Origin of the sequence: Streptomyces sp. SD31 (assembly GCF_052068475.1) — a bacterium.
Classification (GTDB): Bacteria; Actinomycetota; Actinomycetes; order Streptomycetales; family Streptomycetaceae; genus Streptomyces.
Genome location: NZ_JBQHCX010000015.1, coordinates 121,898 through 134,513 on the forward strand (window position 1 = coordinate 121,898; position 12,616 = coordinate 134,513).

General features: G+C 69.2%; 9 protein-coding genes and 1 pseudogene. 5 read left to right on the forward strand and 5 right to left on the reverse strand.

Going from position 1 to position 12,616, the window contains the following annotated elements; translation table 11 throughout:
- Positions 1 to 2,136 carry a UvrD-helicase domain-containing protein gene (locus tag ACTMVF_RS29580; protein ID WP_441274150.1) on the forward strand — a complete coding sequence of 712 codons (2,136 nt, stop codon included), beginning with the start codon at positions 1 to 3 and terminating at the stop codon, positions 2,134 to 2,136.
- Positions 2,137 to 2,150: 14 nt separating this feature from the next.
- On the opposite strand, the gene ACTMVF_RS29585 is transcribed toward ACTMVF_RS29580, so the two are convergent.
- Complete coding sequence (locus tag ACTMVF_RS29585) at positions 2,151 to 3,806, reverse strand: N-6 DNA methylase (protein ID WP_441274151.1); 1,656 nt, start codon at positions 3,804 to 3,806, stop codon at positions 2,151 to 2,153.
- A gap of 187 nt (positions 3,807 to 3,993) precedes the next feature.
- Between ACTMVF_RS29585 and ACTMVF_RS29590 the strand changes: the two genes are divergently transcribed.
- A complete protein-coding gene (locus ACTMVF_RS29590; protein WP_441274152.1) occupies positions 3,994 to 4,515 on the forward strand; it encodes a TIGR04141 family sporadically distributed protein in 522 nt (173 codons plus the stop codon).
- Positions 4,516 to 4,517: 2 nt separating this feature from the next.
- A pseudogene (locus ACTMVF_RS29595) lies at positions 4,518 to 5,629 on the forward strand (TIGR04141 family sporadically distributed protein).
- Between the two features lie 129 nt (positions 5,630 to 5,758).
- Here the strand turns inward: ACTMVF_RS29595 and ACTMVF_RS29600 are convergent.
- Both ACTMVF_RS29600 and ACTMVF_RS29605 read right to left on the reverse strand, forming a co-directional pair.
- Positions 5,759 to 7,087: a class I SAM-dependent RNA methyltransferase gene (locus ACTMVF_RS29600; protein WP_441274153.1), complete on the reverse strand. Its 1,329-nt coding sequence runs from the start codon at positions 7,085 to 7,087 to the stop codon at positions 5,759 to 5,761.
- A gap of 144 nt (positions 7,088 to 7,231) precedes the next feature.
- Positions 7,232 to 9,280 (reverse strand): APC family permease, encoded by a 2,049-nt coding sequence (locus ACTMVF_RS29605; protein ID WP_441274154.1) that lies wholly within the window; start codon positions 9,278 to 9,280, stop codon positions 7,232 to 7,234.
- Between the two features lie 505 nt (positions 9,281 to 9,785).
- On the opposite strand from ACTMVF_RS29605, the gene ACTMVF_RS29610 reads away from it, so the two are divergent.
- The gene (locus tag ACTMVF_RS29610) at positions 9,786 to 10,457 is read left to right on the forward strand and encodes a potassium channel family protein (protein ID WP_441274155.1); all 672 of its coding nucleotides are present in this window, start codon (positions 9,786 to 9,788) and stop codon (positions 10,455 to 10,457) included.
- A complete protein-coding gene (locus ACTMVF_RS29615) occupies positions 10,457 to 11,134 on the forward strand; it encodes a potassium channel family protein (RefSeq protein ID WP_441274156.1) in 678 nt (225 codons plus the stop codon). The genes ACTMVF_RS29610 and ACTMVF_RS29615 overlap by 1 nt, the downstream gene beginning before the upstream one ends.
- A gap of 206 nt (positions 11,135 to 11,340) precedes the next feature.
- Here ACTMVF_RS29615 and ACTMVF_RS29620 read toward each other — a convergent pair whose 3' ends face one another.
- Together ACTMVF_RS29620 and ACTMVF_RS29625 are read right to left on the reverse strand one after the other, a co-directional pair.
- Positions 11,341 to 12,072, reverse strand: coding sequence for a DUF3159 domain-containing protein (locus ACTMVF_RS29620; RefSeq protein WP_441274157.1), 732 nt, complete (start codon positions 12,070 to 12,072; stop codon positions 11,341 to 11,343).
- A gap of 3 nt (positions 12,073 to 12,075) precedes the next feature.
- On the reverse strand, positions 12,076 to 12,474 hold the full coding sequence (locus ACTMVF_RS29625; protein ID WP_301996244.1) for an OB-fold nucleic acid binding domain-containing protein: 399 nt from the start codon (positions 12,472 to 12,474) through the stop codon (positions 12,076 to 12,078).
- Positions 12,475 to 12,616: the final 142 nt, after the last annotated feature.

Here is a 12,616-nt window from a genome sequence, read left to right on the forward strand (position 1 = left end):
ATGCCCCGGCTCGCCTTCGCCCAGAGCTTCTGGGACGGTTACGACACCCTGGAGAAGCCGGTCCGAGCCGGAGTGCGCAAGGCCATGGCGAAATTCCAGGCCATGCGCGTCGCCGAACTCAACGCGGACAAGGGACTGCACCTGGAGTCCGTCGAAAACGCCCGTGACCCGCGGATGCGCACCATTCGCATCACCGACTTCTGGCGCGGCGTCGTCCTCGCCCCCGACGACGGCAGCGATGTGTTCCTGCTGGTCAACGTCCTTCCGCACGACGACGCCTACACGTGGGCGGCGAAGCGTCTGTACAGCGCCAACTCCGCGACCCGGGCCCTGGAGGTACGCAACGCCGTCGCCCTGGACGAGCTGACACCGCTGTACGAGACAGCCGCGCGCACGGCTGCGCGGCTGCTGTTCGCGGACGTCTCCGACGGCACGCTGCGCGAACTCGGCATCGACGACCAAGTGCTGCGCGCCGCACGTTCGTTGGTGGACAAGGCGCAACTGGAGGCGTTCGCCACGCTCCTGCCGGAGGACCAGCTGGAGGTGCTGCAGTACCTCGCCGAGGGCTTCAGCCCGGAGGAGGTCTACCGGGACGTCGTCGCCATCCGCCGGCCCGCCGACGCGCCCGCCGAGCCCGTCGAGGACCTGGCCACGGTGATCGCCAACACTCCCGCGCGCATCCGGCTGGTCACCGGGCCACAGGAATTGGAGGAGATCCTGGAGAAGCCCTTCGACGCCTGGCGGGTCTTCCTCCACCCCTCCCAGCGGCGCGTCGCCTACCGCGCCTCGTACGGGGGTCCCGTCCAGGTCACCGGCGGTCCCGGGACGGGCAAGACGGTGGCGGCCCTGCACAGGGTCAGGCACCTGCTCGGCCGCTCAGAGGACGGCCGGATCCTGCTCACCACCTACACCAACGCGCTCGCCGCCGGACTGCGGGACATGCTCGGCCTCCTCCTCGACGAGGACGAGAAGCTGCTGGCGCGGGTCGACGTGACGACGGTCGACGCCTGTGCGAACGGCATCGTGCGCGCGAAGTCGGGGGCCGCGCCCAAGCCGATCGGGGACCGGGAACAGCGGCAGCTGTGGGAGAAGGTGGTCAAGCAGCTCGGTCTGCCGTTCACCGACCGGTTCCTGGCGCAGGAGTACCGGCACGTCGTACTCGGCCAGAATCTCCGCGATCTCGACGCCTACCTCGGCGCGAGCCGCCGTGGCCGGGGCACCGGTCTCGGTCCCACGCGCCGCCGGGAGGTGTGGAGGGGCGTGGAGCGGTTCGAACAGTTCCTGCGCGACCGTGGCGAGACGACTCACCTGCGCGTGTGCGCCCGCGCGGCGGAACTGCTCACCGGGGAGCCGGCTCCGTACGCGCATGTCGTCGTCGACGAGGCACAGGACCTGCACCCCGCGCAGTGGCGTGTGCTGCGTGCCGTCGTCGCCCCCGGCCCCGACGACCTGTTCGTCACCGGCGACCCGCATCAGCGGATCTACGACTCCCGTGTGTCGCTCGGCTCCCTGGGCATCACCACGGCCGGCCGCAGCTTCCGGCTGCGCGTCAACTACCGCTCCACCGAGGAGATCCTCGCCTGGTCGGCGCGGCTGCTGACGCCGGTCACCGTCGACGCGCTGGAGGGTGAGGGCACGGACTCGCTGGCCGGATACCGCTCCCTGCTGCACGGGCGCCGCCCCCAGACGCAGGGGTATGCGACCCGGCAGGAGGAGACCGACGCACTGGTGGAGCGGGTCCGGGTGCTGCTCGCCGAAGGTCTGGCGCCGCACGAGATCGGCGTGTGCGCCCGCTTCAACCTCTCCCTGGACGCGGCCGAGGAGAAACTGAAGGCCGTCGGCATCCCGGTGCTACGAGTCAAAGGGCAGGTCCCGCAGGGAGCCGAGGGGGTACGGCTGGCGACGATGCACGCGATGAAGGGGCTGGAGTTCCGAGCGGTGTCCGTCCTCGGTGTCGCCGACGGCACCGTCCCGTTCACCCGGGAGATCACGCCGCGCGAGGCGGACCCGTTGCAGCACGACGCCGACCTGCTCAGGGAGCGGTGCCTGCTCTTCGTCGCCTGCACCCGTGCTCGTGAGGCGCTGAGCGTGACATGGAGCGGAACCGCGAGCCCGTTTCTGCCAGGCGCTGCCTGAGCGTCCCCCGGTCCTCACTCCTCCGGTGCCAGGGCGCCCGTCGCGAGGCCGTCACGGGCGACTTCGGCGAGCTGCCGGGTCAACTCGTCGACCTCACGCATTCCTTCCTCGAACGCGGACAGGGCTCGGAAGGCGGAGCCGTACCGGCGCTGCTCTTCGATGCCCATGCGAGGGATGCGTGAACCCCGGCTGTCGAACCGGTATGTCCCGCTGGCGCTTGTGGACCGGCGGGTGTTGACGGAGCTGCGCAGAAATCCTTGCAGGTAGTCCGTGTCGAGCTGCTCGCTGGCCGAGACCGGTTCCGGACCGTCGTAGGCGACGAGTCCGGCGCGTGCGAGTTCGGCGACGCTGGTGGTGGCGCCGTCCAGTGACCCCGGTCCGCCGCCCGGAGCGAGTTCGGGCAGAAGGGCGGCGAGTCGGCGGATGCGGTCCTCGATCTCCTTGCGCAGGGCGGCGTACTCACCGGGGTAGTCGCGGTGCCGGGACCGGAGATGGCTGCCGGGGGTCAGGTCGACGGTGTCGTCGAGGAGTTCGATCAGCGGCACGTCGGCGATCTGGTCGGGGCGTGGTTCGAGGCTTCCGTCGGGGCTGTTGCCCGTCAGGTCCACCATGCGCACGGTGTGGTTGGTGTCGGCGCCTGCCGCGTTCTCGGGTCGCCGCAGACACCACAGATGCACGGGCAGGGCGTGCGACGTCGCCGTCCCCGGCGGCAGGGCGACCACTTGGCGCACGATGCCGCGTCGGACGAGTTCCGCTCGGATGCGGCGGCCTGCCTTGCGGTAGGCGACCGAGGCCGGCATGACCATGAGGACCTGACCGCCGGGCAGGGTGTGCGCGTAGGCGTGCTGGAGCCACGCCAGCTCCCCTTCGGCCTTGGACGGGGTACCGAGTTCCCAGCGGGAGTCGAGCAGCAGTTCCTCTCGTCCCCACTCGGTCACGCCGGCCGGTGGGTCGCAGACGACCAGATCCGCCTTGAGGTCCGGCCATTCGTCCGCGCGGAGGGAGTCACCTGCCACGATGCGCACACCCGACCGCCCCAGGAGGTCGGCACGGAGCTGTGCGAAACGGGCGCTGTCCGCGTCCACCTCCTGGCCGCGGCAGCGCATACCGGCCTCGGCGGCGACGGACAGGAGCAGCACCCCGATTCCGCAGGCGGGATCGAAGACCGTGGCGCCGGCCGGCAGCTCGGGAGCGAAGTGGCACACGGCACGTACCACTCGCTCGCCAGTCACCTGGTCCGATCCGGCACGCCGGGCGGAATCCATGAACCGTTCGGTCAGACCGCTCACCAGGTCGACCGGCGCTCCGGCTTCGGCGAGCCCTCGGACACGGGTGGCGACGTCATCCGGCAGGCTCGACTCAGGCTCTCCGGCCAGCACCGCGGCGACCTCGGCCAGGCCCACGACCATTTGTTCCCCGTACGCGGCGCGCATGGCCTGCCACAACTCGACCTCGGGTGACACCTCCTGGCCCTTGCGCTGCCTGTCCAGCCATTCCTGGACGTCCGCGAGCGCGTAGAGCGGACTGTTCGCGGCGCCTCCGGCCGGCGCGGGGAAGTCGTCATAGCGCCGCCGCCAATTGGAGACAGCGGCCCGAGTGACTCCGGCCAGACGAGCGATCTCGGCGCCGGTGACAAGCGGGCCGTCCGATGAAGCGGCGTTGTCCGTCATAACCCCAGCGTACACGGACTGTCCACTCGTTTTCCATCATGAAGTCTGTTTACGACGTACACGTATTTATATCAACATCTGGCGTGTACTCGGTCGCCCCTTGAAGCACAGGAGGCACACCGTGGCATCGAACACCGCCGTACGCACCGTTTACTGACTGTCCGGCGTCGCCCCCACCCCGGAGGGCATGCTGTACGCCCTTGACCTCGAACTTCTGGACAGACTCGGTGCCGATCCGCATTTACCCGAGGCGCTCGGAGTTCCCGCCGTGTCCATCACCTGCGGGATGGGGCACATCAGCGCCCCGTGGTGTGAACCCATGTCGCGAACCACCGGCATCACGGTCACCGAGAGCGTCCGCCGTACCGCTGCCGTACTCCTGCTCGCCGCCGACGGCACGGTGTACGCCATCGGCTGCGACCAGGGGTACCGGTTGATCCCTGACCATCTCAAGGACAGGCGTTTCGGTCTCTCCTTCGCCATCCGGCAGATGGATCCGAACATGATCCGCGGGGCTGTCTCCAGGTCTCTCGGGCAGGCGCGCACCGACATCTCCCTGGTTCCGGGCGGCGCCCCGGTCCCGCTGCTCGGTATCCGTGAACACTCGCGCATCGTGGCAGCCTGGGCGGATACCTCGACGACCTTCCGCTCACCCGGTCGCGTTACACGCGCGGCAGGGCCGTCAGTGCCCAGGGTGGGTGCGGGCTGAGGATCGCCTTCGGAGTCGACCCCGAGGCCTTGCTCTCCGACCTGCGGACAATCGCCAGGATCTGCCTCGAGGACATCCCGCAGCCGGAACTGGAGTTTGTCGACCACATCGTTCCGGTCAGTGACGCGACGACTCTCGACGTCCTTGGCCAGGCCCTGGACGACCGACTCGGCCGGCCCGCCGACGGGCAGATCTCCGTCTCCGTGCCGTCCGAACATCACGCGGAGTACGCGGAGGCCACCACGTACATCACGCAGATCAACAGTCGCGGCGCCCTGCGCTCGGAGGACTTCGACCTCGGGTACGTGCTCACGAGGGCCCGGCTCGCACCGCGGGGCCGACGTCTTGAGGCGTTGCGTGAGGGGACCGTGACCCTTGCCAGGGACCGCCGGGGAGGGGCCGCCGATACGCTCGCCGTCACCAGCGCGCTGACCTGGCTGGAGGCCGGCCTCTCCTTCGGCTCCAGACGGTTCTTCCTGCTGGATGGTGATGGAACGAGGCAGGGGCCACCTACGTGGAAGAGTGCCGGGCCACTGTGGCGGCGCTGATCTCTCCCTTACCCTCCATCTCCCTTCCTGCCTGGATCGATGGTGAGTCTGAGAACGAATACAACAACAGGGTGGCTGATGACGGGCGCGCCTGGCTCTGCCTCGACACCAAGAACGTCGCCAATCCTCTCCGGTCCAGGGACCAGGTCGAGATCTGCGACCTGGTCCTGCCCGACGGCACCCTTGTCCTTGTCAAGCGTGCCGGTGGTTCCGGTCCGCTGAGTCACCTGTTCAGCCAGGCCAGGGTGGCGGTGGAACTGCTCCAGGAGTCCACCCAGGTCCGTGCGGAGTTCACCGCGAAAGTGGACCGGGTCAGCGGATGCGCACACTTGCTTCCGGACGACTTCACGCTCAAGCGGATCGTCCTTGCCATGCTTCTCAAGAACCGCGAGAACCTGATCCGGGAGTCCGTCTTCGGCTTCTCCCAGATCACCATCGCCCAGACCGCCAAAGCCCTGGCAGCACGCGGGGTGACTGTCGAGGTCATCGGTATCCGGGAGAGCGACGCAGCCACACCTCCCCCACCCTCGTGTCATGTGGGGACTGGGGCGGCAGTCCTTGGGTGAAATCCTCGGACACCGGTTCACTCTCTTCCCCTGCGACGATGGAACAGTCGAGGTTTGACGGCCGGGCAGGCCGGTCACACGCCTCTCTGCGGTGAACTGATGGCACTTCCGGTGCATGTAGGTGCCAGGTCAGGATCCCTTTTCCGCCGGCTCCAAAATCGCCACGCACTCCACATGATGAGTCATCGGAAACAGATCAAACGCCCGCAACATCCGCACCCGATACCCCCCCTCCCGGAAGTACCCCAAATCCCGCGCCAACGCCGCCGGATCGCACGCCACATACGCGATCCTCCGCGCCCCCAACGACGCAAGATGCGCGACCGTCTTCCGTCCCGCCCCGGCCCTCGGCGGGTCCAGCACGATCAGGTCCACCTCGGTGATACCGGTACGCGGCAGCACCGCCTCCACCTTGCCCTGCTCGATGCGTACCCGGTCGAAGTCGGCCAGGTTGTGCCGGGCGTCCTCCACCGCGCGCTTGCCGGACTCGATGCCGAGGACGGCGCCCTTGTCGCCGAGCCGGTCGGCGAGCGCGCCCGCGAACAACCCCACACCGCAGTACAGATCGAGTGCCATCTCGCCCTTGCGGGGCAGCAGGCCCTGCATGACCGCCGTCACGAGGGTGTCCGCCGCCTTCGGGTGGACCTGCCAGAAGCCGCCGCTGCCCACGCGGTACGTACGGCCGTCCGCGCGCTCGCGGACGAAGGGGCGGCCGTGGACGCGGTGGGTCCCGCCGTCCTTCTCGCCGACCCGCATCACGGAGACCGGCTTGTCCAACTCCACGATCGGCAGGCGCGCCCCAGGCCTCGGCGTCAGGATCACCTGCCGGTCCTGCGAACCCGTCGCCGCGATCGCCTCGACCCCGGCCATGCCCGTCCAGTCACGCTTCTCGATGCCCAGCTCGCTGACGCCCTCGGCGGCGATCATGCAGTGGTCGATCGGCTCCACCTCGTGCGAGCGGTGCCGGCGCAGTCCGGCGTGGCCGTCGGCGTCGACGGCGTACTGCACCCGCGTCCGCCACTGCGGTACCTGCCCCGTCGGCAGCTTGTCGCCCTCGGCCGGCATCACCGTGCCGTCCCAGCCGACGTCCTCGGGCGTCAGTCCCGCGAGCCGCTGCAGCTGCTCGGTGACGACCTCGCCCTTCATCCGGCGCTGCGCCCCCGGTTTGGCGTGCTGCCAGTCGCAGCCACCGCAGCGGCCGGGGCCGGCGAACGGGCAGGGCGCCTCGATGCGGTCCTTGGATGCCGACAGGACCTCCACCGCATCCGCGCGCAGGAAGCGGTCGCCCTCCTCGCCCTCGGTCACCCGTGCCACGACCCGCTCGCCGGGCAGCGTGTGCCGGACGAACAGCACCTGGCCGGCGTCGGTGCGGGCGATGCAGTGCCCGCCGTGGGCGACGGGGCCGATCTCGACCTCGTACTCCTCCCCCACCAGCGACTTCTTCGGTTCTGCCTGCATGGTGGGGTGACTCCAGATCGAGAAGGGGTACGGCCCTGAACAGCGGTCGAAGGACGGGCATGAGCACGGTCCGACCGGCTGCCCCTCGGGGCCTGACAACAGCCCACCAGTCTACGTGCTCCCCGCCGCGCCCCAGTCCTTCCGTCAGCGCTGGGCGTCCGGCTCCTTCGCCCGCTCCTCGGCCGGCCCCCGCCGCACCGCACCGGGCGCGTTCCACTCCTGCCGCTTGCGGGCCCGGGCCTTGGCCGCTTCGGAGGACTGGAGCTGGTACGGCACCGAGGTCACCATGATGCCCGGCGTGAACAGCAGCCGGCCCTTCAGCCGCAACGCGCTCTGGTTGTGCAGCAGGTGCTCGTACCAGTGGCCGACCACGTACTCGGGGATGATGACCGAGACGGCGTCGCGCGGGGACTCCTTGCGCAGACTCTTGACGTACTCGATGATCGGCCGCGTGATCTCGCGGTACGGCGAGTCGAGCACCTTCAGCGGTACGTCGATGCCGCGCCGCTCCCACTCCTCGCGCAGCGCCTTGATCTCCCCCGGGTCGACGTTGACGCTGAGCGCCTCCAACGTGTCCGAGCGCAGCAGCTTGGCGTAGGCCAGGGCGCGCAGGGCGGGGCGGTGGATCTTGGAGATCAGGACGACGGAGTGCACGCGGGACGGCCGTACGCTGTCGTCGCTCGGGCCCTCGGGGGCGGCGAGTTCCTCGGAGACGTGGTCGTAGTGGCGGCGGATCGCCGTCATCGTGCCGTAGAAGATCACCATGCCCAGCAGGGCCACCCAGGCGCCGTGCGTGAACTTCGTGACGAGCACGACGATCAGGACGAGGCCGGTGAAGAAGGCACCGAAGGTGTTGATCGCGCGGGAGCGGATCATGTGGCGGCGCTTGGCCTGGTCGGTCTCCGTGGCCAGGAGGCGGTTCCAGTGGCGGACCATGCCGGTCTGGCTGAGCGTGAAGGAGACGAACACGCCGACGATGTACAGCTGGATCAGTCGGGTGGAGTCGGCGCCGTAGATCCACACCAGCAGGATGGCCGCGCCCGCCAGGAGCACGATGCCGTTGGAGAAGGCGAGCCGGTCGCCGCGGGTGTGCAGCTGGCGCGGCAGATAGCGGTCCTGGGCGAGGATCGAGCCGAGCACCGGGAAGCCGTTGTAGGCGGTGTTCGCCGCCAGGAACAGCACCAGGGCGGTGGCCGCGGCGAGCACGATGAAGAAGAAGCTGCCCTTGCCGAAGACGGCCTCGGCGACCTGGGTGATCACCGGGTTCTGGACGTAGTCGGCGCCGACCGCGACACCGTCCTTCAGTAGGTCGACGGCCGGATTCTCGGCCATGCGGACCTTGGTCGCCGTGGCGAGCACGATGATGCCGCAGAACATGGTGACGGCCAGCAGGCCCATCGCCGCGAGCGTGGTCGCCGCGTTCTTCGACTTGGGCTTGCGGAAGGCCGGGACACCGTTGGAGATCGCCTCGACACCGGTGAGCGCGGCACAGCCGGAGGAGAAGGCGCGCAGGAGGAGGAAGACCAGCGCGAAACCGGCCAGGCCCTCGTGCTCCGGCTTGATCTCGTACGAAGCCGTGGGCGCCCGCATGCTGTCGTCCAGGACCAGCCCGCGGAACGCGCCCCACGCGATCATGATGAAGACGCCCGCGACGAAGACGTACGTCGGAATCGCGAAGAGGCTGCCGGACTCCTTGACGCCGCGCAGGTTCATCAACGTCAGCAGCACGATCACGCCGACCGCGCACTCGACCTTGTGCTCGACGACGAACGGGACCGCGGAGCCCAGGTTCTCGATGCCGGAGGAGATCGAGACGGCGACGGTCAGGACGTAGTCGACGAGCAGGGCGCTCGCGACTGTCAGACCGGCCTTGGGGCCGAGGTTGGTGGTGGCCACCTCGTAGTCCCCGCCACCGCTGGGGTAGGCGTGCACGTTCTGCCGGTAGGAGGCGACGACCGTGAACATCAGGACCACGACCGCCACCGCGATCCAGGGGCTGAAGTGGTACGCCGACACGCCCGCGATGGAGAGGACCAGCAGTACTTCTCCGGGCGCGTACGCCACGGAGGACAGCGGGTCGGAGGCGAACACGGGGAGCGCGATGCGCTTCGGCAGGAGCGTTTCCGCGAGCCGGTCGCTGCGCAGCGCGCGCCCGATCAGAATCCGCTTGGGCACGTCGGTCAGTTTGGACACAACAGAGAATCGTAGGCCCCCTGCCTGGGCCGGAGCACATCCGGGTGAAATCGCGCGCGGCGCGGGGGTGAATTCCAGCGCACGCACGCGCCGGGCGCCGGCCCTCCGGGCGTCCCCATGCCTCCATGACCTGCGTCAGTATGCTCATCACATCCGGGAGCCCTCATGTCGCAGACGGCCGCTCAGCTCGTCGGTGCCCTCGCCTCGCTCGCCGGACTCGCCGCCCTGGCCCTGGCCAGCCTCCGCAGCTTCAACCGCCGCTGAGGCGGCCGGTGGTCGCTTGAGGTGGTGCCTGGTCGGTGTGTCCGACCCTGACGTTACGGTGGACTGAGGCACACGCGAGCCCACGATCCGAATCGCGAGGGATCATCGACGGGAATCCCCGGCATGATGTGCCCAGCGGTCCGCGACCGGCCCGCGCCTGTTGCCCGGCGAACCGAGAGAAGGATATGAGCGCCACGTTCACGCAAGTCAGACGCCTAACGAGGAGTGCGGGGTAAGCGCCGTGCACATCGTCATCATGGGTTGCGGAAGGGTGGGCTCCGCTCTGGCCCAGACCCTGGAGCAACAAGGGCACACGGTCGCAGTGATCGACCAGGACCCCACCGCCTTCCGCCGGCTGGGCCCCGGGTTCGGAGGGCGCCGGGTCACCGGCGTCGGCTTCGACCAGGACACGCTGCGCGAGGCGGGCATCGAGGAGGCGGGCGCCTTCGCCGCCGTCTCCAGCGGTGACAACTCGAACATCATCTCCGCGCGCGTGGCCCGCGAGATGTTCGGCGTGGAGAACGTCGCGGCCCGGATCTACGACCCCCGTCGCGCCGAGGTCTACCAGCGCCTGGGCATCCCCACCGTGGCCACCGTCCGCTGGACGGCCGACCAGATGCTGCGCCGCCTGCTGCCCTCCGGTGCCGAGCCGCTGTGGCGGGACCCCACCGGTGGCGTCCAGCTCGCCGAGGTGCACGCCTCCGCGGCCTGGGTCGGCCACAAGATCAGCAAGCTGCAGGAGGAGACCGGCGTCCGCGTCGCGTTCCTCACCCGCCTCGGGGAGGCGATCCTGCCCACCTCGCAGACGGTGCTGCAGGAGGGCGACCTGGTGCACGTCATGATGCGCACCGACGAAATCGACAAGGTCGAGGCGGCGTTCGCCAAGGGTCCCGAAGAGGAGGGCGGTCACTGATGAGGGTCGCCATTGCCGGTGCCGGCGCGGTGGGTCGCTCCATCGCGGGCGAACTGCTGGAGAACGGCCACGAGGTCCTGCTCGTCGACAAGGCGCCGACCGCCATCTCGGTCGAACGCGTCCCGCAGGCGGAGTGGCTGCTCGCCGATGCCTGCGAGATCACGTCGCTGGACGAGGCGGCCCTGCAGCGCTGCAACGTGGTGATCGCCGCGACGGGCGACGACAAGGTCAACCTCGTCGTCTCGCTGCTGGCCAAGACGGAGTACGGCGTTCCGCGCGTCGTGGCCCGGGTGAACAACCCCAAGAACGAGTGGCTGTTCAACGAGGCCTGGGGCGTCGACGTGGCCGTCTCCACCCCCCGCCTGATGTCGGCCCTGGTCGAGGAGGCGGTGAGCGTCGGCGACCTGGTCCGCCTGCTCCGCTTCAGCCACGGCGACGCGAACCTCGTGGAGCTGACCTTGCCGGAGGAGTCGGCCCTGGCCGGCACCCAGGTCGGCGACGTGGAGTGGCCCCAGGACACGTCCCTGGTCACCATCATCCGCGGCAACCGGGTCCTGACCCCGTCCCGCGAGGACTCCCTGGAAGCGGGCGACGAACTCCTCTTCGTGGCCGCGCAGGCGCGGGAGGAGCAGCTGGAGGATCTGCTGTCGGTGCGACGCGAGGACACGGCGGGCTAGCCGCTTCGCGCGATACGACAGGAAGGGCGCCCCGAAATTTCGGGGCGCCCTTTCCCACCAGCCCGTCTGGGGGTGCCCCCTCTGGGGGAGTTTGAGGACGAGGCCCGTTCAGGGCCGCAGCGGGGGCCTGGGAGCGGCAGCCCCCAGACGACGGCAACGACAGATGACGGCAACGACGACGCCGGGTGCCTACCAGGCAGGGGTGCCTACTCTGCCGGCCTGGCGGCAGCCTCCCGCGCCTTCTCCTCCGCCTCCATCTCCGCGAACACATCGATCGGCGCCGGCGCCTTCGCCAGGAACACCCACGTCAGCCACACGGCCAGCAGGAACGGCGGAATCTTCAGCGCGACCAGCACCCACCCCAGCTGCGTCGTGTCCGCCCACCAGTACAGCGGGAAGAGGATCGCGCACTTGGCGAGGAGGATCAGCCCCCACGCCCAACTGGCCTTGGCATACGCCTTCTTGCGCCCGGGGTTGCGCTTGCGCCAGGAGAGATTCTCCTTGAACACCGGCCCGAGGATCAGCCCGATCAACGGCACACCGCACAAGGTCGTGATGATGTACGCGAGCCCCAGCCCCAGCGTGTAGAGCATGCCGGGCAGATAGAAGTCCTTCGCGTTGCCGGTCATCATCGCGAACACGACACCGAAGGCGACGCCGAAGACACCACTGAACGCGTGCTTGACGGTGTCCCGCATCACCAGGCGCACCACCACGAGCAACAGGGACACCCCGAGCGCGGCGATGGCCGACAGGTGCAGGTCCTTGTTGATCGTGTAGATGGTGACGAAGAGCAGACCGGGCAGCACCGTCTCGATCATGCCGCGCATGCCGCCGAAGGCCTCGAACAGCGCGGCCTCGGTCACCGCCCGGGCATCGTGCTCGGCGTCTGCGCCGGTGTCGGTGGTGTCTTCAGTCGGCTTGTCGAGCGACGTCACCGGCTACTCCCGTCCGAGGGGTCTCAGTTCGTATTTCGGGTTGAACAGCACCCGGCGGCCTCGGCTCATGGAGACCCGGCCCGATGCGATCAGCCGGCGCCCGGGCTCTATCCCGACTATGGAGCGCCTGCCGAGCCACACCACGTCGAGGGCGGCGGAGCCGTCGAACAGCTCGGCCTCCAAGGCCGGGACTCCCGCACGCGGCCGCAGGGTGACCGTGCGCAAGGTACCAGTAACCGTCACGATCTGTCGGTCATGGCAGTCACAGATCTTGATGCATCCGGCGGTCTCGGCGTCCTCCCGCAGCTCCTCGGACTCCAGGTCCTCCTGCGACGAGGAGAGCCGGTCGAGCATGCGCCGGAACCGGCCCACCGACTTTTCGGAACGAGGAACAGCACTCATGTCTTGAAGCCTACCGGGGTGCACCGACACTCTCGTACCCCTGGTGCCGACCCCGGAATCGGCCTCCTGTGACCAGCTCACTTCTCAAATCGGTATCCCATCCCCGGCTCCGTGATGCCGCATCCCCCGGGGGACGACCCCC

What these genes read in the sequence shown, in the direction of transcription:
- ACTMVF_RS29580 (WP_441274150.1), top strand. Translation starts at nt 1, where the DNA reads ATGCCCCGGCTCGCCTTCGCCCAGAGCTTCTGGGACGGTTACGACACC.
- ACTMVF_RS29585 (WP_441274151.1), bottom strand. Translation starts at nt 3,806, where the DNA reads ATGACGGACAACGCCGCTTCATCGGACGGCCCGCTTGTCACCGGCGCC.
- ACTMVF_RS29590 (WP_441274152.1), top strand. Translation starts at nt 3,994, where the DNA reads ATGCTGTACGCCCTTGACCTCGAACTTCTGGACAGACTCGGTGCCGAT.
- ACTMVF_RS29600 (WP_441274153.1), bottom strand. Translation starts at nt 7,087, where the DNA reads ATGCAGGCAGAACCGAAGAAGTCGCTGGTGGGGGAGGAGTACGAGGTC.
- ACTMVF_RS29615 (WP_441274156.1), top strand. Translation starts at nt 10,457, where the DNA reads ATGAGGGTCGCCATTGCCGGTGCCGGCGCGGTGGGTCGCTCCATCGCG.
- ACTMVF_RS29625 (WP_301996244.1), bottom strand. Translation starts at nt 12,474, where the DNA reads ATGAGTGCTGTTCCTCGTTCCGAAAAGTCGGTGGGCCGGTTCCGGCGC.